The 24,157-nt window shown below is 73.7% G+C and carries 21 protein-coding genes; 10 read left to right on the top strand and 11 right to left on the bottom strand.

The genetic code is table 11. The features are described from left to right. Nucleotides 1–29: 29 nt before the first annotated feature. Genes GH723_RS15180 through GH723_RS15170 form a run of 3 tightly spaced genes read left to right on the top strand, consistent with a single transcriptional unit; the run spans nucleotide 30 to nucleotide 4,539 of the window. On the top strand, nucleotides 30–2,363 hold the full coding sequence (locus GH723_RS15180) for a glycosyltransferase (RefSeq protein ID WP_153760436.1): 2,334 nt from the start codon (nucleotides 30–32) through the stop codon (nucleotides 2,361–2,363). Further along, complete coding sequence (locus tag GH723_RS15175; protein WP_153760435.1) at nucleotides 2,360–2,821, top strand: hypothetical protein; 462 nt, start codon at nucleotides 2,360–2,362, stop codon at nucleotides 2,819–2,821. Before GH723_RS15180 ends, GH723_RS15175 begins: the two co-directional genes overlap by 4 nt. Beyond that, the gene (locus GH723_RS15170; RefSeq protein WP_195210350.1) at nucleotides 2,818–4,539 is read left to right on the top strand and encodes an FkbM family methyltransferase; all 1,722 of its coding nucleotides are present in this window, start codon (nucleotides 2,818–2,820) and stop codon (nucleotides 4,537–4,539) included. Before GH723_RS15175 ends, GH723_RS15170 begins: the two co-directional genes overlap by 4 nt. Here the strand turns inward: GH723_RS15170 and wecB are convergent. The 6 genes from wecB to GH723_RS15145 are packed head-to-tail and all read right to left on the bottom strand — an operon-like array spanning nucleotide 4,528 to nucleotide 10,693. Further along, nucleotides 4,528–5,610: a non-hydrolyzing UDP-N-acetylglucosamine 2-epimerase gene (gene wecB, locus GH723_RS15165; RefSeq protein ID WP_153760433.1), complete on the bottom strand. Its 1,083-nt coding sequence runs from the start codon at nucleotides 5,608–5,610 to the stop codon at nucleotides 4,528–4,530. The genes GH723_RS15170 and wecB overlap by 12 nt on opposite strands. Further along, the gene (locus GH723_RS15160) at nucleotides 5,607–6,674 is read right to left on the bottom strand and encodes a polysaccharide biosynthesis protein (RefSeq protein ID WP_153760432.1); all 1,068 of its coding nucleotides are present in this window, start codon (nucleotides 6,672–6,674) and stop codon (nucleotides 5,607–5,609) included. The genes wecB and GH723_RS15160 overlap by 4 nt, the downstream gene beginning before the upstream one ends. Next, complete coding sequence (locus tag GH723_RS15155; protein ID WP_153760431.1) at nucleotides 6,671–7,579, bottom strand: dTDP-4-dehydrorhamnose reductase family protein; 909 nt, start codon at nucleotides 7,577–7,579, stop codon at nucleotides 6,671–6,673. Before GH723_RS15155 ends, GH723_RS15160 begins: the two co-directional genes overlap by 4 nt. Then, nucleotides 7,576–8,586, bottom strand: a complete 1,011-nt coding sequence (locus tag GH723_RS15150; RefSeq protein WP_195210349.1) for a glycosyltransferase — start codon at nucleotides 8,584–8,586, stop codon at nucleotides 7,576–7,578. Before GH723_RS15150 ends, GH723_RS15155 begins: the two co-directional genes overlap by 4 nt. Next, nucleotides 8,583–9,521 (bottom strand): hypothetical protein, encoded by a 939-nt coding sequence (locus tag GH723_RS18545; protein ID WP_195210348.1) that lies wholly within the window; start codon nucleotides 9,519–9,521, stop codon nucleotides 8,583–8,585. The genes GH723_RS15150 and GH723_RS18545 overlap by 4 nt, the downstream gene beginning before the upstream one ends. After that, on the bottom strand, nucleotides 9,518–10,693 hold the full coding sequence (locus tag GH723_RS15145) for a glycosyltransferase family 4 protein (protein ID WP_153760429.1): 1,176 nt from the start codon (nucleotides 10,691–10,693) through the stop codon (nucleotides 9,518–9,520). Before GH723_RS15145 ends, GH723_RS18545 begins: the two co-directional genes overlap by 4 nt. 44 nt (nucleotides 10,694–10,737) lie before the next feature. On the opposite strand from GH723_RS15145, the gene GH723_RS15140 reads away from it, so the two are divergent. From GH723_RS15140 to glgA, 5 genes are all read left to right on the top strand, one after another. Continuing rightward, entirely contained in the window at nucleotides 10,738–11,745 is a 1,008-nt protein-coding gene (locus GH723_RS15140) for a GDP-mannose 4,6-dehydratase (protein ID WP_153760428.1), read from the top strand. A 7-nt stretch (nucleotides 11,746–11,752) separates the two neighbouring features. Next, nucleotides 11,753–12,490, top strand: coding sequence for a nucleotidyltransferase family protein (locus GH723_RS15135; RefSeq protein ID WP_195210347.1), 738 nt, complete (start codon nucleotides 11,753–11,755; stop codon nucleotides 12,488–12,490). Beyond that, complete coding sequence (locus GH723_RS15130; protein WP_153760426.1) at nucleotides 12,490–13,344, top strand: hypothetical protein; 855 nt, start codon at nucleotides 12,490–12,492, stop codon at nucleotides 13,342–13,344. Before GH723_RS15135 ends, GH723_RS15130 begins: the two co-directional genes overlap by 1 nt. A 63-nt stretch (nucleotides 13,345–13,407) precedes the next feature. After that, entirely contained in the window at nucleotides 13,408–14,646 is a 1,239-nt protein-coding gene (gene glgC, locus GH723_RS15125; protein WP_229022868.1) for a glucose-1-phosphate adenylyltransferase, read from the top strand. A gap of 2 nt (nucleotides 14,647–14,648) precedes the next feature. Next, nucleotides 14,649–15,842: a glycogen synthase gene (gene glgA / locus GH723_RS15120; protein WP_153760425.1), complete on the top strand. Its 1,194-nt coding sequence runs from the start codon at nucleotides 14,649–14,651 to the stop codon at nucleotides 15,840–15,842. 162 nt (nucleotides 15,843–16,004) lie between these two features. On the opposite strand, the gene GH723_RS15115 is transcribed toward glgA, so the two are convergent. Continuing rightward, on the bottom strand, nucleotides 16,005–16,220 hold the full coding sequence (locus tag GH723_RS15115) for a DUF4287 domain-containing protein (RefSeq protein WP_153760424.1): 216 nt from the start codon (nucleotides 16,218–16,220) through the stop codon (nucleotides 16,005–16,007). Next, the gene (locus GH723_RS15110; protein WP_153760423.1) at nucleotides 16,217–17,149 is read right to left on the bottom strand and encodes a 50S ribosomal protein L11 methyltransferase; all 933 of its coding nucleotides are present in this window, start codon (nucleotides 17,147–17,149) and stop codon (nucleotides 16,217–16,219) included. Before GH723_RS15110 ends, GH723_RS15115 begins: the two co-directional genes overlap by 4 nt. A 61-nt stretch (nucleotides 17,150–17,210) precedes the next feature. Between GH723_RS15110 and GH723_RS15105 the strand changes: the two genes are divergently transcribed. Both GH723_RS15105 and GH723_RS15100 read left to right on the top strand, forming a co-directional pair. Further along, nucleotides 17,211–19,166: an ATP-binding protein gene (locus tag GH723_RS15105; protein ID WP_153760422.1), complete on the top strand. Its 1,956-nt coding sequence runs from the start codon at nucleotides 17,211–17,213 to the stop codon at nucleotides 19,164–19,166. A 42-nt stretch (nucleotides 19,167–19,208) separates the two neighbouring features. Beyond that, a complete protein-coding gene (locus tag GH723_RS15100) occupies nucleotides 19,209–19,949 on the top strand; it encodes an oxygen-binding di-iron domain-containing protein (protein WP_153761244.1) in 741 nt (246 codons plus the stop codon). 4 nt (nucleotides 19,950–19,953) lie between these two features. Here the strand turns inward: GH723_RS15100 and GH723_RS15095 are convergent, their stop codons facing one another. From GH723_RS15095 to GH723_RS15085, 3 genes are all read right to left on the bottom strand, one after another. Then, entirely contained in the window at nucleotides 19,954–20,835 is an 882-nt protein-coding gene (locus tag GH723_RS15095) for an energy-coupling factor ABC transporter permease (RefSeq protein WP_153760421.1), read from the bottom strand. 83 nt (nucleotides 20,836–20,918) lie between these two features. After that, nucleotides 20,919–22,301, bottom strand: coding sequence for an aldehyde dehydrogenase family protein (locus GH723_RS15090; RefSeq protein WP_153760420.1), 1,383 nt, complete (start codon nucleotides 22,299–22,301; stop codon nucleotides 20,919–20,921). Continuing rightward, nucleotides 22,298–24,124 carry a M3 family oligoendopeptidase gene (locus GH723_RS15085; RefSeq protein ID WP_153760419.1) on the bottom strand — a complete coding sequence of 609 codons (1,827 nt, stop codon included), beginning with the start codon at nucleotides 24,122–24,124 and terminating at the stop codon, nucleotides 22,298–22,300. Before GH723_RS15085 ends, GH723_RS15090 begins: the two co-directional genes overlap by 4 nt. Between the last annotated feature and the right edge of the window lie 33 nt (nucleotides 24,125–24,157).

The following is a 24,157-nucleotide window of genomic DNA, read 5'->3' as shown; positions in this document are numbered from 1 at the left end:
TCGCCGCCAACTACCAGTCGCGGGCCCGGGTGCTCGCCTCGTCCTTCCTCGAGCACCACCCGGGGGCGACCCTCGACGTGCTCGTCGTCGACAGCGAGGCGCCGGAGGCGCCCCCGCTCGAACCGGTGGCCCCGGGCACATCGGTGCTCGGCACCGAGGACCTCGGCATCGGCCGCAGGACCGTGCACGACATGGCGATGATCTACGACGTCACCGAGATGGCGACCGCGGTGAAGCCGGCGCTGCTGCGCCACCTCCTCGAGCGCTACGGCGAGCCCGTGATGTACCTCGATCCCGACATCGTCGTCTTCGACTCGATCGAGGCCGCGCACGACCTTGCCCGCCGCACGCCCATCGTGCTCACCCCGCACGTCCTGTCGCCCCTCCCGCGCGACGGCGCTCGGGTGCGGGACGAGGACCTCCTGGTCGCCGGGCAGTTCAACCTCGGGTTCATCGCTGTCGGCCCGGGCGCCGAGGGCTTCCTCGACTGGTGGCACGAACGCACCGTCCACCACGCGTGCAACGAGCCGGCGTCGGGGATGTTCACGGACCAGCGGTGGATCGACTTCGTCCCCGCCCTGTTCGACCACCACGTCGTGCGGGACCCGGGCTGGAACGTCGCCTACTGGAACCTGCACGAGCGTCCGCTCTCCCGTGACCACGACGGGCGCGTCCTCGCCGGTGGCGCCACGCTCCGGTTCCTCCACCTCAGCGGCTTCGACCCGGCGAGCCCCCACCTCCTGTCTCGGCACACGCTCGGAGAGCCGCGCGTCCTGCTCAGCGACCAGCCGGTCCTCGCCGAGCTGGCCCAGCGCTACGCGGAGCAGCTGCGCCACGTCGGCGGCGACGGCGACCGACCGTACGGGTACGACCGCATGGGAGGGGGACCGATCCCCCTGGAGGTCAGGCGCACGTTCCGCACGGCGCTGCTCCAACCCGACCCCGCCGACGGTGAGCTGCCCGAGCCGTTCTCGCCCGAGGATCCCGATGCCGTGCTGCGATGGCTGAACGCGCCGGTCGTCGCCCACCCCGGCGGGGTCGTCACCCGTCTCGAACGCATGGTGTGGACCATGCGGGTCGACCTGCAGGTCGCCTTCGGCGACCTGGCGGGCCAGGGGGGCGCCGGGCTCTCGGCGTGGGCCGCGCACGACGAGTGGTACCAGGACCGGTACGGCCACCTCCTGGTGGGCGCGTCCGACGAGGCGCCCTCGACCCGGTGCCTGCGCCCGGGCGCGAACGTCCTCGGCTACATGGGAGCCGAGCTCGGTGTCGGGGAGGTCGGTCGGCTCGTCGTCCGGGCCGCGGAAGCGGGGTCCGTGCCCCACACGATCCACCGCTACACCGCGACGCACTCCCGCCAGCACGACCCCACACGTCGCGTCGCCGAGGACGTCGGCCGCTCGAGCGAGTGGCCCTACGCCGTCTCGGTGATGTGCGTGAACGCCGATTCGACCCCCCGTCTCGTCGCCGACGCGCCGGGCGCGTTCGACGCCGGGCAGGTCCGCGTCGGCGTGTGGTTCTGGGAGCTCGAGGAGTTCCCGCCCGCGCTGCACGGCTCGTTCGGCCACGTCGACGAGCTCTGGGTGGCGAGCGAGTTCGTCGCCGCGGCTCTGCGGCCGCACGCTCCGTGCCCGGTGCGGGTCATGCCCCTCGTCGTCGAGCCGCCGCCACCCACGCACCTGACCCGAGCGGACGTCGGGCTTCCCGACGGGCCCTTCGTGTTCGGCTTCCACTTCGACGCGTTCAGCGTGCCCGGCCGCAAGAACCCCACCGGCGTCCTGCAGGCGTACCTCGATGCCTTCGGACCGGACGACGGCACGCACCTGATCGTCAAGTCGATCAACGGCGACTCGGCCCGGACCGAGCTCGAGCGACTCCGCTCGATGGCGCGAGGCCGCCCCGACGTCGAGATCCGCGACGGGTACCTCTCACGCTTGCGGATGTCGGCGCTCGTCCACCACACCGACGCCTACGTGTCCCTGCACCGCTCCGAGGGCTACGGGTTGACGATGGCCTCGGCGATGGCGGCCGGGAAGCCGGTCGTGGCGACCGGCTACTCCGGCAACCTCCAGTTCATGACGCCGGAGAACAGCATCCTCGTGCCCTACGAGCGCGTCCCGGTCGGCGCCGGCAACCCGCCCTACGACCCCGCCGCCACGTGGGCCGAGCCCGACCTGTCCGCCGCGACGTCGGCGATGCGGGCGCTCGTCGACGACCCGGTCCTGGCGCGACGCCTCGGGCTGCAGGCCCAGCGTGACGTGAGGGATCGGCACTCGGCGGAGCGAGCCGGCGCATGGCTCCGCGACCGCGTCCTGGCGCTCAGCGAGGCCAGATCGTCACGAAGGGTAGGGTCGGCGGCATGAGCACGTCGGAGGTCGACGCGGTCGCGCCTGCGCCGCGGCTGCACGCCCAGGTGCCCGAGGCGCGGCGGCTCGTCGACACCGTGGGAACGGCGCTGCGCCTGCAGGCGAGCCGGATCGCGGCCCTGGAGGCCGAGGCGGACGCCTTGCGCGCTGCGCTCGCCACGCAGGCGGCGGCGGACCCCGACGTCGTGCGGCTCCACCGCGACGCCGAGGTCGACGAGGCTCTGCGCGCCGGCCGGCTCGAGGGCCTGCCACCGGCGGTGCGGACGCTCGGCGACGAGCTCGTCCGGCTGCGCGCCGAGCGCGACGCGCTGCGGACCGAGGTCGACGCCATCCACGCCACCCGCACGATGCGGCTCCTCGCCCCGTGGCGTCGCACCTACGGCCGGCTGCGGCACGCCGTCGCCGACCCCCGTTGGGCGATCGGCGCGGTGGCCCGGAGGATCCGGCACCGGTGATCTCCTACGCCCAGAACGGCGAGGACGTCGTCCTCGCTCGGCTCTTCACCGGCGACGACGGCTTCTGGATCGACGTCGGCGCCGGGCACCCGGTGCACGACTCGGTGACCCAGCACTTCTCCGAGCGGGGCTGGCGCGGGCTCAACGTCGAGCCGCTGGCCGAGTGGCACGAGCTGCTCGTCGAGCAGCGTCCCGACGACATCAACGAACGCGTCGCGCTGAGCGATCGTGCGGGCACCGCTGTCCTCCACGTCGGCCCGCCTGAGAACCGTGGCGGCTCCACGTTGGAGGACGACGTCGCGGCGCGCTACCGGCGTGAGGGCCAGGTGCTCACCTCGGAGGAGGTGCCCGTGGAGCGGCTCGACGCGCTCCTCGCCGAGCACGGCATCGCGCGCGCCGACTTCCTGAAGGTGGACGTGGAGGGCCACGAGCGTGCGGTCCTGTCCGCCGTGGACTGGGATGCGGTCGACATCCGCGTGGTCGTCGTCGAGGCGACCGAGCCCAACTCGCCGACGCCCGACCACGACTCCTGGGAGCCGATCCTCCTCGAGGCGGGGTACGCCTGTGCGCTCTTCGACGGGCTCAACCGCTTCTACGCGCGCGCCGACGACGACGAGGCACTCGCCGCCCTGTCCGTGCCCGCCAACGTGTTCGACGGGGCCGAGCCGCACCGGTGGGTGTCGACCGTCGCGGCGGCCGAAGGCGAGCGCCGCGTCCTGCTGCGTGCCCGACTGGAGGCCGAGGCCGAGCTCGACGGGATCCTGCTCCACCTGCGGAACCTGGCCGACGAGGCCGCCGCGCTCGGGGCGGTCGCCGAGGGCACCTCCGATGCGGCACCGGCGCCGCCTGCTCCGAGCGCGGGCGCGGCACCACCGACCACCGTCCCGCCCCGGCGGGCGGAGCACACGGCTCCCGTCGAGGGCGAGCCGCTGCCCGTGCCGCCGATCGAGATGCGGACGCTCGTCGGCCCGACCGACGTGGAGGCGTTCGACAACCCCGACGGCGCGCTGCTCCTCGGCGACGACGTGCCGGTCGAGGCCTACCGGTTCGTCCTCGACTGGGGGAGCGGCTGCGGGCGCAACGCGCGCAAGCTCCTCCAGCAGACGCCCCGCCCTGGCCGGTACCTCGGCCTCGACCTGCACCTCGGAATGGTCGAGTGGTGCCAGCGCCGGCTCGAGCCGTTCGACGAGCACTTCCGCTTCGAGCACCACGACGTCCACAACCCCGGCTTCAACCCCGGTGCCGACAAGCCGCCGCACCTGCCGTTCCCGGTGGCGGACGGCGACGTGACGCTCTTCCTCGCGCTGTCGGTGTTCACCCACGTCCTCCCGTCCTCGGTCGACCACTACCTCGACGAGATGGCCCGCGTGCTCGCCGACGACGGCATCGCGTGGACGACCTGGTTCCTCTTCGACCGGGTCGGCTTCCCGATGCTCCAGGAGGACCAGCACGCGCTGTTCGTCAACGAGCACGACCCGACGAACGCCGTGATCTACGAGCGGTCGTGGTTCCTGGACGCCCTGGAGCGGCGGGGCCTCGCGCTCGCCACGGCGCGAGCGCCTGAGGTTCGCGGCTTCCAGTGGCAGATGGGGATCGTCCACGACCACGACCCGCGCGCCGGGGCGACCCTGCCTGACGACGACGCTCCGACCGGCGTCGTCCGCGCCGGACACGTGCCCGACGCCCACCGCGTGGGCCGCGCGTCGTCAGGCGGGTAGCGGCCCGGTCACCACCCCGGCGACGGTGGCGCTGACGTCGTCGCGCAGGTACTCACCCGGCGGTGTCCACGCCCGCGGCCGTCGGAGCTGGAGCCGCACGGCCGCGACGACGGCGTCGGGTTCCACCCCGCTCACGACGTTGCTGCCGCACTCGACGGTCTCAGGACGTTCGGTCGAGTCGCGCAGCGTGACGGCGGGGACCCCGAGCAGGCAGCACTCCTCCTGCACGGTGCCGCTGTCGGTGCAGACGATGCGGGCGCCGGCCTCGAGGCGCACGAAGTCGGCGAAGCCGAAGGGAGGCGAGGCGATGATCCGCTCGCTGACGTCGAGGCCCGCCGCCGCGAGGCGGTCGGCGGTTCGGGGGTGCACGCTGAGGACGATCGGTGCGCCGAGCTCGGCGGCCGCGGCGTCGAGCGACCGGGCGAGGGCGTCGAGGCGGCGCGGGTCGTCGACGTTCTCCTGCCGGTGGATCGTGGCGAGCCCGTAGCCGCCGTGATCGAGCCCGAGCCGTGCCAGGACGTCGCTGCTCTCGATGCGGGCGGCGTGGTGCTGCATCACCTCGTGGATCGGGTTGCCGCTCACGACGATGTGCGACGAGGGGATCCCCTCGTCGCGGAGGTGGTCGCGGCTGCGCTCGGTGTAGGGGAGGAGGAGGTCCGAGGCGTGGTCGATCACCCTCCGGTTGACCTCTTCGGGGACGCGGTCGTCGAAGCACCGGTTGCCCGCCTCGAGGTGGACGACGGGGATGCCGGCGCGCTTGGCCACGATGGCTGCCATGGCGCTGTCGGTGTCGCCGAGCACGACGACGCGGTCCGGCTGCTCCGCGGCGAGCAGCTCGTCGACACCTCCCAGGACAGCACCGAGGCGCCGGCCGACGCGTCCCGCCGGCAGGTCGAGTCGGTGGTCCGGCGCTCGCAGCTCCAGCTCCTCGTAGAAGGCGGTCGACAGCGCGGGATCCGGGTTCTGCCCGGTGTCGACGACGACGTGGTCGACAGCGTCGTCGAGCGCCTCGATGATGAGCGACAGGCGGATGATCTCGGGCCGGGTGCCGAGGACGGTCAGGACCTTCATCCGACGTCGACCGAGGCTCGTGGGTCGAACGGCTCGTCGCTCAACCGCATGCGGTGCGTGGCGAGGAGGTCGCGCACCCCGTCGAGGTCGAGCAGGTCGTCGGCCGACGAGTACTCGCCGGCGCCGAAGGGCTCGCCCTCGCGATCCGTGCGCAGCTCGGGCAGCAGCGGTCCGATCGCCCAGTGGTCGCCGGCTCGGACCGTCCGGGCCGACTCCTCCTCCGAGATCAGCACCTCGTGCGTCTTCTCCCCGGGCCGGACACCTGTGGCGACGACGGGGACGTCGCGGTCACCGATCAGGGCCGCAACCAGGTCGACCATCCGCGCCGCGGGGATCCGGGGCACGAACGTCTCGCCGGCGAGCGCATGGACCGCAGCGGCGAGCACCGTGTCGACCGCTTGGTCGAGGCTCATGCAGAACCGGGTCATCGCCTCGGTGGTGAGGGTGACCGGTCCACCACGTCGGATCTGGTCGTGGAACAGCGGGAGCACCGAGCCGCGGGAACCCATGACGTTGCCGTAGCGCGCCACGACGAAGCGCGTCTGGGGGGCGGCGAGGTTGCCCTCGACGAGCACGCGCTCCTGGAGCGCCTTCGTCATGCCCATGACGTTCACGGGCTTGCACGCCTTGTCGGTGCTCACCCCGACGACGGTGCGCACCGGCAGGTCGAGCTCGGCGATCGCCCGCACCAGCGTCGCCGCGCCGTCGACGTTGGTCCGCACCGCCTCGGAGGGGAAGTACTCGCAGGTCGGCACCTGCTTGAGGGCGGCGGCGTGGACCACGACGTCGATCCCCTGGAGCGCGCGCACGACGGCGTCGCGATCGGCGACGCTTCCCACCCGGAAGCGCACCCGCTGGCCGGCCTGCCCGTAGGCGACGTCGTCGGTGCCGGGGCCACGCCCCGACAGCGCGAGGCGCATCGCGTGCTGCTTCGCCTCGTCGCGGGAGAGCACCGTGATCGACGCCGGGGTGCCGTCGACCCCCGACAGCAGCCGGCGCACCAGTGCCCGGCCGAGCGATCCGGTGCCTCCTGTGACGAGGACGTTCAGGCCTTCCACACTCATCCCCTCCGCAGGTGGGCGTAGTCCATCGGGTCGTCGGCGAGCTCGCTCACCATGGTCGGCCAGTCGGGGAGCGGCCCGCCGGTGGCCGCGGCGAGCGCCGCGCCGTCGAGCGATCGGTCGATGCGCACCGACGCGTCGGCCCGGATCTCGACATCGAGGCCGAACGCCTCGGCGAGGAGCACGAGCAGGTCGTGCTTGGAGATCGGCGCGGCGGCGAGGTGGTGCACCCCCGCGACGTGCTGCTCGTCGAGTGCCAGGACGACCAGGCGGCGGGCGAGCTCGAGCGACGACGGCCCCGAGAACAGCGCACCTGTCCAGCCCTTCACCGCACCTCGCTGGCCGAGCAGCCACTCGAGCAGCCCCGAACCGGCGCGCAGCTCCCGTCCGACGACGGACGTGCGCACGGTGCACGTGCCGGGCGACTCGACCTCGCCGGCCAGCTTGGAGCGTCCGTAGAGGTCGACCGGGTCCGGTCGGGCGCTCTCGTCGTACGCGCCGCCCCGGCCGACCGGGTCGCCCGAGAAGACGCAGTCGGTCGACAGGTGGACGAGTCGGATGCCGCGGTCGGTGCAGCGCGCCGCGAGCTCGTGCGGGAGCCACGAGTTCACCGCGACGGCTCTGGCCGCGCCGGTCGCCGCCATCCGCTGCTTCACGATGCCGGCGCAGTTGACGACGGCCGAGGGCCGGACCTCGTCGAGGACGGCGCGCACCACCTCGGGCGACGTGAGGTCCACGCCGGTGACCGGGTGGGTGCCCGGAAGCGCACGGCGCCCGGTGGAGCCGTCGCCGTGGGCGGTCCAGGCCACGGGGACGTCGCCGCGGCGAACGGCCTCGGCGACGACGCGGTGGCCGACGAGCCCCTCTCCGCCGAGGACGAGAAGGGGGGCGGGCGCGCGTCCCGTCACGGCCGCACCCCGGAGTCGAGCATGCGCTGCATCGTGTCGATCCGCTGCTCGAGGATGTGGTTCGTGGCGCGGAGCGCGGCCAGCTCGCGGTCGCGGCGCCGGATCTCCCCGTGGAGCCACGCCACGTCGTCGTCGGCAGGTGCCGCCGGCGGGTGGGTGGTCGCGACGAGGGGTGCGGTGCGATCGCGGATCTCGAACCTCCCGGGCCGTGCCGGTGTCAGCACCAGGGCAGCCGTGGCGTGGGCGTGGTGGAGCGCCTCGGCCTCGAGGGCCCTGATCGACGCAGGCAGGTCGTCCCGCGCGAAGAACCGCTCGATGACCTCGACGTGCTCGTGTGCCAGGCGGGTCCGGTTCCGTGCGTTCGAGGTCGCCCCCGGGTGGTTCCGCCAGGTGGCGAGCACCTCGGGCACGCGCCGCATGGGCCCGTGGAGGCCGGCGCGCAGCCAGAAGTCGAAGTCGGGGACGAACCGCCAGGTCGGGTCCCACCCTCCCGTGAGGTCGACGAGGGCGCGACGGAAGAGCGTGCACGGGCCGGGGATGCAGATCGACAGGCGCACCATGTCCTCGAACCGGTAGTCGAGGGGACGGATGACGGCCTCCGTCGCACCGTCCGGGTCGATGCGTCGCCAGTCCGGGTAGGCGGCGACGAGGTCCGGGTCGTCGAGGAACGGCTGCACGAGCCGTGACACGGCACCCGGGAGCAGCGGGTCGTCGTCGCTCACCAGGGTGAGGAGCTCGCCCGACGCCACGGACAGGCCGTGGTTGACGGCGGCCGACTGGCCCGCGTTGTCCTGGCGCACCGCCCGCACCACCTCGGGGTGCACCGCGGCGTACCGCGCGAGCACGTCGGGCGTCGCGTCCGTGGAGCCGTCGTCGACGACGACCACCTCCAGCGCGGGGTGGTCCTGGATGAGGATGCTGTCGAGCGTCTCGGGCAGGTGCTCGCTGCGGTTGAACGTCGGGATCACCACGGAGACGAGCGGCGGTTCCCACGGGGCGCGGCTCACGGCTCTCCCGCCTGGCGGCTCTCCAGCTCGCCGATCCGCGCGTCGCGCGCCGCCACCTCGGCGTGCAGCCAGGCGACCGTCTCGCTGAGGCGGACGTTCTCCTGGTGGGTCAGGCGACTGGTCTCGTAGAGGATCGCCGTGTCGACCGCCTCGGCCACAGCGGCGTCGATGCCGTCGAGGTGGGGGTCGCCGAGGAGGGAGCGCATGCGGTCCCCTTGGCGGTCGAGCGCCCACTCGAGCTCGACGACGAGGTCGGCGACCTGCCCGGCGTCGCCACGGTCGAGGATGGGACGCCACCACCCGTGCGGGGGTCGGGGGGCATCGGGACCGGCCAGGCACGTCGACTCGAGGAGGTCCTTGCGGATCCCGTGGGCCGCGCCGAGCCGGGCGGCGAGCTCGGTCGAGCCCAGCGCGGCGAGGGCGTGCACCCGGTGGTCGCGCGGCAGGGGTGCCACGGTGGCCAGCGGACCCTCGACCGTTCCGAGCGTCCCGCCCTCGGCGGTGATCCGGGCGAGGAGCCACGCCACACCGCCCGGCTCGCCCGGCGCGACCTCGGTCGTCGTCGGAAGGGCCTCCGCCCGCACCGCCACGGCGGAGAGGGGTGGTTCGAGCCTCGCGAGCAGCAGGGCGGGGTCGGCCGAGCGCCCGGCGGTCGGAGAGAGGTGGCCGCCCCACGCCCCGGGACCCTTGGTGCGGCACGAGCCCACGACGGCGTGGTCGACCGCCAGCGCGTCGGGCACGGCCGGGCAGGGCAACGGATCGTCACCCGCACGGAGGAACCGGACGACCTCCGCCGACACGTCGTTCCAGGGCAGGTGGTCGGTGGCGTCGCGGACGACGACCTCGTCGACCTCCAGCTCCTCGGCCGACCGGGCGGCGGCCAGGGCGGCCGGACCCCCGCCCAGGACGACGACCGCGGTGCGTCCACTCGTCATGCGACGTCCCGGGCGCCGATCGGCGGCGCGGCGAGGACCTGCTCGTAGGCGGCGACCGTGCGGCGGGCGATCTCGCGGCGATCGAGGTGCATGCGCACCGCGGCGTCGTTGGCCGGCGTCGCCTCGTCGACGAGGTCGTCGTCGGTGAGCGCACGCCGGATGGCGTCGTGGACGGCGCGGACGTCCTGGGCGTCGACGAGCAGGCCGGTGGTGCCGTCGTCGATCCACTCGTCGGCGCAGGCAGAGCGGGACTGGATGGGGAAGCTGCCGCCCACCAGCGCTTCGAGGAACGCCGTGCTGGTGCCATCGGCGACGCTGAGGCCGATCGAGGTGCGGGCGCGCCCGTGGGCCGCCAGGATCTCGTCGTAGGGCACGTCGCGGAGCACCGTGACGTGCGCTCCGTGCTGGGTGAGCCGGTGGGCGGCCTGCACGACGTGCTCGCCCGAGGGTGCGTAGACGGTCACCTCGTAGCCCTCGAGCAGGTCGCCGCAGGCGTCGAGGGCGTCGAGGGCCACGAGACCTCGGCCGAGGAGGTGGTCGTAGCCCTTGAGGGCGATGCTGCGCCGGGCCGAGGTCGGTCCCGGTGCCCGTCGGCGCCCGGCCTCGTCGAGGTCGATGCCGCCGGCGACGGGGAGCACCGGGAGGACCGTGCCCCGGAACCCCTCTCGCCAGGCGTGGCCGACGTCGCGGTGGCACTCGCACCAGTAGGCGTCGCAGTCCCGGAGGATCGAGCGGAGGACCCGCGCCCACTCGGGGTCGCGCGCCCAGAACTGGAGGTCGCTGCCCCAGTTCGACACGACCCACCGGGGGAACGGTCGACGCACGTGCCGCCGAGCCAGGGCGGCCATGGCCCCGGCGATCGTGAGCTGGTGGCTGTGGACCACGTCGGGCGCCACGTCGTCGATGATCTCGGCGAGGAGGACAGCGCGGGCCGCGAGGCCGAGCGGTGCGAGCTCCGCCGCCCGTCGGCTGTGGTCGACCATCCGGGCTCCGGGTTGGGGTCCCAGGTCGCCCGGCGGCCGCGTGCTGTGGAGCGTCACGTCGCCGAAGCCGCGGTACCAGTCAGCACTGGTCGCAGCGACCACGTGCACGTCCCACCCGAGGCCCTCGAGCAGCGTCGTCGACCGCTGGAGGTGGATGCTCTCGGGCATGCCGACGATGAGGAGCCGCACCCGGGCGACCTTACCGGTCGGGGGTCTCCGCTAGATTCCCGTCGGTGTCCGCCGCAGCCGATCGCGACTGGAGCGGCCGCCGCGTCGCTGTCACCGGCGCCGGAGGGTTCGTGGGCAGCCAGCTCGTCGCCGCCCTCGTCGACCGCGGGGCGAGCGTGCACGCCCTCACCCACTACCGGGGCGACGGGTCGGCCGGCCGCCTCGACCTGCTCGACGCCGAGCGCCGGGTCGCGATCGACGTGCACCCCGGCGACGTGCGCGACGTCGAGTGGGTGCGTCGAGCCGTCGACGGGTGCGACGTGGTCTTCCACCTCGCCGCGCACGTCGGCATCCCCCACAGCTACCGCGCCCCGCGCGACGTGCTCGAGACGAACACGGTCGGCACGCTCAACGTCCTGGAGGCGCTGCGCGCCGGTGCGGCGTCCCGCGTCGTCCAGATGTCGACCAGCGAGGTCTACGGCAGCGCGCAGCGAACGCCCATCGACGAGGAGCATCCGCTCAACGCCCAGTCGCCCTACGCCGCCAGCAAGGTCGGGGCCGACCAGCTGGCGCTGAGCTTCCACCGCAGCTTCGGGATCGACGTCGCCCTCGCCCGGCCGTTCAACGTCTACGGACCGGGCCAGACGGCCCGTGCGATCGTGCCCACCGTGCTGAGCCAGGCCATCGCCGGCGGCCAGGTGCGGCTGGGGTCCACGTGGCCCACGCGCGACCTGACGTTCGTCGAGGACACCGTCGCCGGCCTCCTGGCCATCGGGGCGTGCGCCGACGCGCGCGGCCAGGTCCTCAACATCGGGACCGGCGTCGAGACCTCGATCGGTCGGCTCGTCGACCTGGTGGCGGAGGTGGTCGGACGACCGCTCGAGATCGTGACCGAGGAGGCGCGCACCCGTCCGCGCTCGAGCGAGGTCGACCGCCTCGTGGCCGACGCCTCGCGCCTCCGTGCGCTGACCGGGTGGGAGCCGTCGGTGGACCTGCGCGCCGGCCTGGAACGCACCGCTGCGTGGATCCGGGACCATCGGGAGATGTTCGACGTCACGCGGTTCGCGCTGTGAGGGACACGTGAGCGTCGCGGTGCCGACGGATGTGGGTGTGGTGGTCCTCGCCGGCGGTCGTGGTCGACGCCTCGAGCCGTTCACGAGCCTGTTCCCGAAGCCGCTCGTGCCGATCGGTGAGCTCCCGATCCTCGAGATCCTGCTGCGCCAGCTGGAGCACGCCGGCTTCGACGAGGTCACGATCTCCCTCGGCCACCTCGGGGAGCTGATCGAGGCCTACCTGGCGACGGCCCGCCACGCGTCCTCGCTGCAGGTGCGCACCGTGCGGGAGGTCGAGCCGCTCGGCACGGCGGGTGCGCTGCGCCTCGTCGCGCCGTGTCCCGCCGACCTGCTCGTCGTCAACGGTGACGTGCTGACCGACCTCGACGTGGCCGACGTCCTCGCGACGCACCGGCGGACCGGCGCGGCGATGACGGTCACGGTCCAGCGCCGGACGTTCCCGATCGAGTTCGGTGTCGTCGACGTCGACGGGGATCGCCTGCTCCGGATCCGCGAGAAGCCCGAGTACGAGCTGGCGTGCGCGATCGGCGTGAACGTCTACGGCCCGGCGGCCCAGCGCATCGCCCGGCGTGACGGTCCCGTCGACTTCGACGAGGTGGTGGCCGAGCTCCTCGACGCCGGCGAGGAGGTCGCCGTCCACCGGTTCGACGGGTACTGGGCCGACATCGGGCGACCCGAGGACCACGAGCGGGCGCAGCGCGAGTTCGCCGAGCGCCGTGCCGCGATCCTGCCGGGCCCGAGCTGATGCCCCTGGAGGGGACCACCGGGCTCGCCGCCCTGGTCGTGACCTCGCGCGACAGGCTCGACCTGGCCGCCGTCGCCGTCGAGTCCTTCGTGACCTTCCACCCGGAGGCGCCGGTCGCGGTCGTGGTGGTCGACCAGCTCCGCGGCGCCACCGTCGACATCGCCGACTCGGTCGAGCAGCTCGACGCGAGGGCGCTGGACCTCCGGCCGGATCGTCGCCGCGACCTCCTGGCGGTGCACGGCGTCGCCCGGGCGCGCACAGCGCTCGTCCCCTGGGGGGTGTCCGCCCTGCTCGATCGAGGCCACCGCCGCGTCCTCAGCCTCCCCGACGACGCGTGCACGTACCGGCGACTCGACGACTTCGTCGAGCTCGCCGACGGCGACGGCGTCAGCGTCGTCCCCCGCGTGGCGGTGCCCCTCGACGACGACGGATGCTGGCCGTCCTCGTCCGACCTCGCTCGGGAGGGGTTCCACGACCCCGACCTCATCAGCTGGCCGTCCACCCTCGGAGCGCGCCGGCTCCTCCGCTGGCGGAAGCAGCAGCTGCTCCGCTCCTGCGACGAGGGGCGGACCGACGCGGGGGATCGGCCGCTGCCGTCGTTCGACGTCGGGCTGTCGTGGTTCGGTGCGCACCCCACGCCCGACCTCGGCCTCGGCCTCTCGGCGTGGAACCGCCACGAGCGCGACGTGCGCCCCGGGCCCGCCGGACTCGAGGTGGGTGGGTGGCCCCTGCGCACGGTGCGCTTCGACGGCGAACCCGCGCACGACCACGCCCGGCCCCCTGCGTCCACCCACCTGGCGGACCTCGCGGCCGAGCACGCGGCGCGCGTCGCGGCGGTCTCGGCCGGTCGCTGACGACGCTCCGCCTCGCGGTTCGGCCCGCGTTCGCGGCGTCGGCGCGCCAGTAGGGTGACCGCCGTGGTCGACCCGTCGCGCGTCCTGTGCATGGTCCTCGCCGGTGGTGAGGGCAAGCGCCTGTCCCCGTTGACCGCCGACCGGGCCAAGCCCGCGGTGCCCTACGGCGGCCACTACCGGCTGATCGACTTCGTGCTGTCGAACCTGGTCAACGGCGGCTACCGCAAGATCGTCGTGCTGACCCAGTACAAGAGCCACAGCCTCGACGTGCACGTCTCCCGCACCTGGCCGCTGTCGACGCTGCTCGGCAACTACGTCACGACCGTCCCGGCCCAGATGCGACGGGGTCCGTTCTGGTTCTCGGGGTCGGCCGACGCCATCTTCCAGAACCTGAACATCATCACCGACGAGCAGCCCGAGTACATCCTCGTCTTCGGCGCCGACCACATCTACCGGATGGACCCCCGCCAGATGGTCGAGCAGCACATCGAGAGCGGCGCCGGCGTCACGGTCGCCGCCCTGCGGGTCCCGGTCGACCAGGCCGATCAGTTCGGCGTCCTCGAGCTCGGCGACGGCAACCGCATCGCCCGGTTCCGGGAGAAGCCCGCCGACGTCGAGGGGCTCGCCGACGACCCGACGATGGTGCTCGGCTCGATGGGCAACTACGTGTTCACCACCGAGACGCTCCTCGAGGTCCTGAACACCGACGCCCTCGACTCGAGCTCGGCCCACGACGTCGGCGGCAGCATCATCCCGCTCCTCGTCGAGTCCGGCGTGGCCCAGGCCTACGACTTCACGCACAACGTCATCCCCGGATCGACGCCTCGGGACCAGGGCTACTGGCGCGACGTCGGGACGCTCGACGCCTTCCACGAGTCGCACATGGACCTCGTCGACGTCCACCCCGTGTTCAACCTCTACAACCGCGAGTGGCCGATCCTCACGTCGGTCGGGTCGCTCCCGCCCGCCAAGTTCGTGCTCGACGGCGAGGGCCGCACCGGCCAGGCGATCAACTCGATCGTGTGCGCGGGGGCGATCATCTCGGGCGGCACCGTGCGGAGGTCGGTGATCTCCCCGAACGTGAAGGTCGACGCCGGCGCGCTGGTCGAGGACTCGGTGATCATGCACGACGTCCGGATCGGTGCCGGCGCGGTCGTGCGCCGAGCGATCATCGACAAGGGCGTCGTGGTACCCCCCGGCGTGCAGATCGGCGTCGATCCCGACCTGGACGCCGAGCGCTTCACCGTGTCCGCCGGCGGCGTGGTCGCGATCGGCAAGCACCAGCTCGTCCCCCCGGGCTGACCGTGCGCGTCGCCGTCTGCACGCGTGAGTTCCCGCCGGAGGTGTACGGCGGCGCGGGCGTCCACGTCGAGTACCTCACCCGCGAGCTCGATCGGCTCGTCGACGTCGAGGTGCACGCGTTCGGCGCGCCCCGGCCGTCGCCGCTCGTCGCCCGCACGTACCAGCCGTGGGACGCGCTGGCCGGGGACCGTCCGCACGACGCCGCGCTCGAGGTGCTGTCGGTCGACCTGGCGATGGCCGCGGGCCTCGAGGGCGTCGACCTGATCCACAGCCACACCTGGTACGCGGGCATGGCGGGGCACCTGGCGGCGATGACCTACGGACGCCCGCACGTGACGACGGCGCACAGCCTCGAGCCGCTGCGCCCGTGGAAGGCCGAGCAGCTCGGCGGCGGGTACCGCCTGTCGTCGTGGGCGGAGCGCACCGCGCTCGCGGGTGCTGACGCGGTGGTGGCGGTGAGCCACGGCATGCGGGCCGACCTGCTGCGGTGCTACCCCGATGTCGACCCCGCCCGCGTCCACGTCGTCCACAACGGGATCGACACCGACGAGTACCGCCCCGATCCGGGCTCGGACCACCTGGTCGCCCTCGGGGTGGACCCCGAGCGGCCGTTCGTCCTCTTCGTCGGCCGCATCACCCGGCAGAAGGGCATCAGCCTGCTGCTGGACGCCGTCGGGCACCTCGGCAGCGACGCCCAGGTGGTGCTGCTCGCCGGCTCTCCCGACACGCCCGAGATCGAGTCCGAGGTCCGCGACAAGGTCGCGACGCTGACCGACCGCCGCGGCGGGGTGCTCTGGATCGACGACCTCGTGCCCCGCCCGGCGGTCGTCCAGCTGATGAGCCGGGCGAGCGTCTTCGTGTGCCCGTCGGTCTACGAGCCGTTCGGCCTCATCAACGTCGAGGCGATGGCGTGCGAGACGCCGGTGGTGGCGAGCGCCGTCGGCGGCATCCCCGAGATCGTCGTCGACGGTGAGACCGGGCACCTCGTGCCGTTCGAGGTCGGTGACGATCCCTACGGCGGGCCGGCGGATCCCGACCGGTTCGCCCGGGACCTCGCCGGACGCATCGACGAGGTGCTGGGCGACCCCGCCTCCGGCGAACGCATGGGGCAGGCCGGCCGGGCCCGGGTGCTCGAGCGCTTCGCGTGGCCCGAGATCGCGGCCCGCACCGTCGAGCTGTACCGCTCGCTCCTCTGACGCGGCCGGGCCGGGGCCGTTCTCGGTACCGATCTCGACCTCACCGGTCGTGTCCCGTACCCAGAACGCCTCTGGCCGTGGTCGTTCCGGGGACCAAGCGGGCCGGGGCCGTTCTGGGTACCGATCGCGACCTCAGGGGTCGCGTCCCGTACCGAGAACGTCTCAGGCTCGATCGGACTCGGCCCGTACGTGGGCGACGATGGCGTTGGCGTGCCCGTGGCCCATGCCGTGCTCGGCCTTCAGCCAGCCGACCGTCGCCATGTGCGCCTCGTCGCCCCGTGCGCGGACGAGGTCGAGCCACTCGTCGATCGGTCGCCCGTAGGTCCGCTCGATCGACGGGAAGTACGACGCCGGACCCTTCGGCTTCTCTGCGCTCACGATGTCCTCCTCGCTCCGTGTGCGGGGGATGACGGTGCGGTCACGCCGGGCTCATCGGTCGCCGACCGGCGCTGCAGCGTGAGCGCCGTCCAGCCGTCGAGCCGCAGGTCGGCGGCGACCTGCAGCGGCGCGAACGCTGCGGGGAGGTCGGGCGGTGGCGGGTCGAGCAGCCCGCTGACGATCAGCACGCCGTCGGACGAGAGCCGGGCGAGGAGGTGCGGCGCGAGAGCGCGCAGCGCGGCCGCCCCGATGTTGGCGACGACGAGATCGAAGGTGCCGTCGACGGGTGCGAGCGGGTCGTGTCGCTCGTGATCGTCGACGAGGCGCGCCGCGATCCGCTCGCCGACCGCGTTGCGCTCGGCATTCGCTCCGGTGGCCCGGACCGCCTCGGGGTCGATGTCGCAGGCCACCACGTGACCTGCGCCGAGCAGGGCTGCGGCGATCGAGAGGGCGCCGCTCCCGCAACCGACGTCGAGGACGCGGTCGATGCCGCCGCGGTCGCAGAGGCGCTCGACCTCGCCGAGGCACAGCCGGGTTGTCGGGTGCGCGCCGTGACCCCAGCTCCGTCCGGGGTCGAGCTCGACGACGACCTCGTCGGGCCGCAGCTCGCCGAGCGGCACCCAGGGCGGCCGGACGACCAGGCGCCGGCCGGCGCGCACCGCCTCGGCGTGGGCGCGCCAGGCGTCGAGCCCGTCGTCCACGCGGACGAGCTCGACCGACGTGGCGACCGTCCCGAGCGTGGCACGGGCCGCTTCGACGCCTCCGGGCGGCACGTCGCAGCGCAGCAGCACCGAACCGTCGGCCGCGTCCTCCTCCACGAGGGCCGAGATGCCGAGGGACCAGAGGAGACCTGCGGCGAGCTCGGCCCCGGAGCGGTCGACGACGACCTCGACCGCCTCCGCCCTGTGCCCGCCGTCGATCCCCTCCACCTCGCCAGCATCGCGCCGTGAGGGGCCCTCGCAGCGACGGGTGGGGTGCGATGCTGTCGTCGTGGAGCCGGAGGACGAGGCCGCTCGCGCGCTGCAGGAGGCGGACGCCGCCTACGCGCGGATGGACCTCGCGGGTGTCGTCGCCCACCTGTCCACGGCGATCCGAGCTCGCACCGCGTCGGGCGACGTGCGGGGTGCCGCGCTCGCGTGCGCCCGCCTCGGGGACGCCTACGGGTCCGGGATGGGGAACCTCACCGCGGCCCGTGCGTGGTTCGCTCGTGCTCGTCGCCTCGTCGAGGACGAACCGCCGTGCATCGAGCAGGGTTGGGTCGCGGTCGCGGCGATGGGATGCGACGTGGACGATCCCGACGTGCTGCTCGCGTCGGCCGAGCTCGCGCTCGACCGTGCCCGCCGCTTCGGCGACGTCAACCTCGAGGCCAAGGCTCTGGCCGACGGCGGCCTCGCCCACGTGCGCGCCGGGCGCATCGAACAGGGCATGGCCCAGCTCGACGAAGCCATGGCTCTCGCGTGCGGCCCGGTCGACGACGCCGAGGTCGCGGCCAAGTCGGTGTGCTCCTTCTTCACCGCGTGCCAGCACTCGTCGGCCGTGGACCGGGCGGAGTCGTGGGTCGACCTCCTTCGTCGACGAGGACTGATCGGGCCCGACCCCGGCGCTCCGATCTTCCTGTCCAGCCACTGCGAGAGCCTCCGGGCGACCGTGATGGTCGAGCAGGGGAGGTGGGGGGAGGCCGAGGCCCTCCTCCTCGACTCGGTGGCGGCGTTCGAGGAGGCGATGGGGATGCCGGCCTGGCACCCGCGCCTCGCCCTGGCCGACCTGCGCACCCGGCAGGGGCGACCGGCCGAGGCGGAGGAGCTGCTGCTCGGTCTGGACCAGACGGTCGACGCGCTCGTGCCGCTCGCACGCCTGCACCTCGAGCGGGGCGATCACGACCTGGCGCGGCGCGCCGCCGTCCGGGGCCTGCGGATGGTGGGTGACGACCGGTTGCGCGCCGTCGAGCTCCTCGCGGTGGTCGTCGACGCCCAGGTCGCCGCAGGCGACGGCGCCACTGCCCTCCGCACCTGCGGTGATCTGGCGCGTCGCCTCGACGGCATCGACGTCCCGGCGCTGCGCGCCCGGGCGTCCGCCGCTCGTGCTCGGGCCCTGGCGGCCACCGGCGCGACGACGGAGGCTGTTGTGTTGCTCGAGGAAGCGGTCGACCAGGTCGCCGCGACCCGACTGCCCTTCCTCGAGCTCACGCTCCTGCTCCGCCTCGCCGCGCTCCGGGAGGAGGCCGGCGCGCTCGACGCGGCCCGAGAGGATGCCGCGATGGCCCGGAGCATCGTGAGCGGGCTCGACGTGGTGCTCCGGCCGGGCGAGCTCGACCTCCTCGATCGCCTCGCCGGTGCGGGACGACCCGCGCCGCGGCGGTCCGCCGCGCTGACGGCGGTGGGGGGCCGGTGGTGCGTGACAGCGGGCGCGACCACCGTCCTCCTGCCGCGGTCCAAGGGCCTGGCCTACCTGTCGCAGCTGCTGCAGGCTCCAGGTGTGGAGCGCCACGCGCTGGACCTCGTCGATCGCGTGGAGGGCGTGGCCGAGGGCCTCGATCGCCGCCGACTGGGCGACGCGGGCGAGCTGATCGACGCCCGCAGCCGGGCGGCCTACCGGACGCGGATCGAGTCCCTGCGCTCGGAGATCGAGGACGCGCTCGAGTGCGGCGCGCTCGACGACGCCGAGCAGATGCAGAGCGAGCTCGACGCGCTCGTGGGCCAGCTCGCATCGGCCTTCGGGCTGGGTGGGCGAGCGCGTCGCGCCGGCTCGGTGGCGGAGCGCGCCCGTCTCAACGTCACGCGTGCGCTGCGGTCGGCGATCGCCCGCATCTCCGACGCCCTTCCCGAGGATGCTGCCGTCCTCGATCGCCGGGTGCGGACGGGCCTCTACTGCGCCTACGAGCCGGGGCTCGACGATCCCGTCCTGTGGCGGACCGGTCCGGTGCAGGAGGTGTTCGACGCGGACTGAACGGTGGCGGTCGAAGATGAACGCCACACCTGCATGGAACCCATGCAGCCGGTCATCGACGAGATCGCGGACGACGTCTACCGCATCTCCACCTGGATCCCCGACGTCACGCCCGAGGGCTTCACGTTCAACCAGTTCCTGCTCGTCGCGGACGAGCCCATGCTGTTCCACACCGGTCCGCGCGGGCTCTTCCCGCTCGTCGCCGAGGCGGTGTCGACGGTGGTCGCCGTCGAGTCGCTGGCGTGGATCAGCTTCGGACACGTCGAGTCCGACGAGTGCGGTGCGATGAACATGTGGCTCGCCGCCGCACCCGACAGCCAGGTCGCGTTCGGCGCCCTCGGCTGCGATGTCTCCTTGAACGACCTCTGCGACCGTCCGCCCCGGGCGTTGGCCGAGGGCGAGGTGATCGACCTCGGCGGGAAGCGCGTCCGCCAGATCTCCACGCCTCACGTGCCCCACGGGTGGGAGGCGCAGGTGCTGTTCGAGGAGACCACGGGCACCCTGCTCTGCGGCGACCTGTTCACCGGGATCGGGGCCTCACCGGCCCTGGTCGAGTCCGACGTCGTGGGCCCGGCCCTCGCGGCCGAGGGGATGTTCCACGCGACGGCGCTCGCCCCGCACACGGGAGCGACCCTGCGGGGCCTGGCCGAGCTCGCACCGTCGACGCTCGCGATCATGCACGGCCCGTCGTATCGGGGGGACGGCGGTCAGGCGCTCCGCGACCTCGCGGCGGGCTACGACGAGATGACCGAGGCGGCGGGCGTGCCGCGGATCGCCCCCTGAGGGTTCAGGCGCGGACGACGGCCCGGGCCAGCCGTGCACTGCCTCCGAGCAGTGCGGCCACCAGAGCGACGCCGACGGCTCCCGCGATCGCCACGGTGAGGATCTGGTGGTCGACGCCGGCGACCGCGTAGTCGGCGAGCGGGGAGCCGTCGAGCGGATGCGCGCCGGCGAGCGAGGCGAAGTCGCGGTCGATGGCCACCCGCTCGAGCCCGTCGGGTGCGCTGCTGGCCCACGGGGCCACGAGGGCGGCGACAGCCACCGCGCCGAGCGCCACCGCGGCCGGGCGGGCGTCGACGGCGCGAGCGGCGGCGACCGCAGCCAGGGTCAGCGCGACCTCGAGCACGGCGATCGGGACGTGCACGGCGAGCATGTCGGCGACGACGGTGCCGGCGGGCTCGCCGCGCAGCGACGCCAGCGCGTACTGGAGGGAGAAGGCGCTCGCCGCCGCCAAGGTGCCGAGGCCTGCCGCCGCGGCGAGGCGCGGTGCACGGGTGGCCGAGCCGGCCGTGCCGATCAGCGCTGCGGCCACCGCGCCCGGCACCACGGCCATGTTCAGCACGTTGAGCCCGAGCGAGCTCACACCGCCGTCGGCGAAGGCGAGGGCCTGCACGGCGAGGACGGCCGCGGTCGTCAGGATCCCGATCCCGGGACCGAGGAGGGCCACCGCGAGCGCGGCGCCGAGGAGGTGCCCGCTCGTCCCCGACGCGACCGGCACGTTGACCATCTGGCCGGCGAACACCAGCGCCCCCACCGCCGCGATGCGACCGGCGGGCACGCGGGTCGCCTGGTGGCGAGCGGCCCGCGCCGCGACGGCGAGGCCTCCGGCGGCGGCGACGGCGCCGACGATCTCGGCGTGTCCGGACAGGATCCCGTCGGGGAGGTGCATGGCGAGCCGTCCTCTCGGTCGTGGCGGCGGTCGGTCGACCGGGCGTCCGACAGTACCGGGCGCCGGGGCCGGTGTCGTCGGGATCAGGTCGCGGCGCGGATGACCTTCGACTTCCACCGTCCGTAGGGCGGGTACACGATCGACGGGTCGGGTCGGGTCGACTTGCGGAAGACCGACTTGCGGTGGCTCAGCGCGTCGAAGCCGGCGCGCCCGTGGTAGGCGCCGGTGCCGCTCTCGCCCACCCCGCCGAACGGCAGGTCGGGCACGCCGAGCTGGAGCAGGGTGTGGTTGACGCACACGCCTCCGGAGCTGGTGCGCTCGAGCACCGCCTCCACGGCGTCGTCGTCCTCGGCGAACACGTACAGGGCGAGCGGCTTCTCGCCGGCGTTGACCGCGTCGATGGCGTCGTCGAGGGACGGCACGCCGAGCACGGGCAGGATCGGGCCGAAGATCTCCTCGCCCATGACGGGCGCGTCGGGACGGACGCCCCGCAGGATCGTCGGGGCGACGTAGCGCGACGCGGCATCGACGTCCCCGCCGACGAGCACCTCCTCGTAGCCGCCGCCGTCGAGCAGCCCCTGGAGCCGGGCGACGTGCCGGTCGTTCACGATGCGGCCGAGGTCCGCGCTCGCCGCGGGGTCGTCGCCGAAGAAGTCGTGCACCGCGGCGACCATCCGCTCGCAGAGCTCGGACTCGACCTCCTCGTCGACGAGGACGTGGTCGGGGGCGACGCAGGTCTGGCCGGCGTTCATGAACCGGCCGAGCACGATCCGCTTGGCCGTCACGTCGAGCCGGGCGCTGCGGTCGACGATCGCCGGGCTCTTGCCGCCGAGCTCGAGCGTGACCGGCGTGAGGTGGCGGGCGGCGGCGGCCATCACCTTGCGGCCGATCGCCGTCGAGCCGGTGAAGAACACGTGGTCGACGCGCTCGTCGAGCAGCGCGGTGGCGACCTCGGGGCCGCCCTCGACGACGGCGACGGCCTCGGTGTCGAGGTACTGGGGGAGCAGGCTCGCGAGCTCGGCGGAGGTGGCGGGGGCGAGCTCCGACGGCTTGCAGACCACGGCGTTGCCGGCGGCGAGCGCGGCGGCCAGCGGCGCCACGAGCAGGTGGAGCGGGTAGTTCCACGGCGAGACGATCAGCACCACGCCGAGGGGCTCGTTGACGATCTCGGCGCGCCCGGGCTTCTGGCTGACCGGCACCTTCACCCGCTCGGGCTCGACCCAGTCGTCGAGGTGCTTGAGGATGTGGCGGATCTCCCCGACGCAGAAGCCGATCTCGGTGATGTGCGCCTCGGTCTCGGACTTGCCGAGGTCGGCGTGCAGCGCACGGGCCCAGCGCTCGGACTGCTCCTCGAGCATGCGCTGGAGGTTGAGGAGCTGCTCCCGGCGCCAGCGCAGCGGCCGGGTGGTGCCGGCGCGGAAGGCGTCTCGGCGGGCGGCGACGACGGCGCCGACGTCGACGCTCATCGGAGCCGACCCGCGTCGTGGGCGGCGGTCTCGGCTGCCTCGAGCTGCCCCTGCACGATGTCGAGCCCCGCGCCCCAGAAGCCGGGGTCGGCCAGGTCGCAGCCGACGATGCGGCCGAGCTCCTCGGGTGGCATCGAGCCGCCGGCGGACAGCAGGTGCAGGTAGCGGGGGACGAAGTCGCCGCCCTGCTCCTCGTAGCGGGCGTAGACCGACAGGGCGAGCAGCTGCCCGTAGGCGTAGGCGTAGACGTAGCCCGGCGTGCCGATGAAGTGCGGGATGTAGGACCACCAGGTGCGGTAGCCCTCGGTGATCTCGACGGCGTCGCCGAGCATGTCGGCCTGGGTGCTGGCCCACAGCTCGCCGAAGCGGTCGACGGAGAGCTCGCCCTCCTCGCGCCGTGCGGTGTGGACCGCCGCCTCGAACTGGTTCATCGCCGTCTGGCGGAACACGGTGGCGATGGCGCCCTCGATGCTCTCGGCGAGGAGCGCCAGCCGCTCGCCCGGGTCGGTGGTGGCGTCCAGGAGCTGCCCGAAGGTGACCGTCTCGCCGAACACCGACGCCGTCTCGGCCAGGGTCAGAGGTGTGCCCTGGTGGAAGACGCCCTGGTCGCGGGCGAGGAAGGCGTGCAGGCCGTGGCCGAGCTCGTGGGCCAGGGTGAGCACGTCGCGGCGCCGCCCCGTCCAGTTGAGCATCACGTAGGGGTGGTGGTCGGGGACGGTGTAGGCGCAGAACGCGCCGGGGCGCTTGGCCGGTCGCACCGGGGCGTCGATCCACGACTCCTCGAAGAACCGCAGGGCGATGTCGGCCATCTCCGGGGAGAACGATCGGTACGAGTCGAGGACGAGCTCGCGGGCGGCGGACCAGCCGATCTGCGCCTCGGACTCGGCCACCGAGGACATGCGGTCGTAGTCGGCGATGCGGTCGACGCCGAGGATGTCGGCCTTCAGCCGGTACCAGCGCTGCGGGATGTCGTAGCGGGATCGCACCGCGGCGACGAGGGCCTCGACCGACTCGTCGGTGGCCTCGTTCGCCAGGTTCCGGCTGGTGAGCCACGTGGCATAGGAGCGCAGGCGATCGTCGACCGCCTTGTCGTGCAGCAGCGTGTTGAAGACGAACGCCCGCGTGCGGAGCCCGGGGGCGAGGCCGGCGGTGACGGCCTCGGCGGCGGTGCGGCGCACCTCACGGTCGGGGTCGGCGAGGCGGCTGAGGGCGGTCTCGAGCTTGGCGGTCTCGGTGCCGCCCTGCCCGTCGGGCAGCTCGACGCTGATCGCCGAGGTGAGCTCGGAGAACAGCCGGCTCCAGGCGTTGCGGCCGGTGGCCGCCTTCTCGGTGAGGATGCGCTCCTCCGGCTCGGAGAGGAGGTGGTCGCGGTAGCGGCGCACGTTGCGCAGGTGGTGGGCGCACCAGGCGAGGCGCTCGTCGGCGAGGAGGCGCTCGGCGTGGTCGTCGTCCACGGCGGCCCACTCGAGGTCGAAGAAGAGCAGCCGGGTGCCGATGGCGGTCGAGCGCTCGTCGACCCGCTGCATGAGCGCCGCCACCGCAGCGTCGGCGGTGTCGACCGCGAACCGCAGGCCGGCGTAGGAGCCCGCCCGGCCCACGAGGGTGTGGAGCTCGGCCTGCTCGCGCATCACTTCGTCCAGTCCGGCGGCATCGAGCTGGGCGACCTGGCCCCGTCGTGCGGCGATCCGGTCGGCCAGCGCGTCGGCCGCCGCCAGCAGGTCGTCGACCCCCTCGGCACCGCGCCCGTCGACCAGCGTCTCGAGGTCCCACGCCACGTCCTCGGCCGTCAGGTCGGCGTCGAGGCGGTCGTCGGTGGCGGTCATGCGCGGCTCCGTTGCGTGTGACGTCGGTCGGGC

Source organism: Actinomarinicola tropica (assembly GCF_009650215.1).
Lineage (GTDB): Bacteria > Actinomycetota > Acidimicrobiia > Acidimicrobiales > SKKL01 > Actinomarinicola > Actinomarinicola tropica.
Note: the sequence above shows the minus strand (reverse complement) of the source record. Positions and strands in the feature narration are given on the sequence as shown.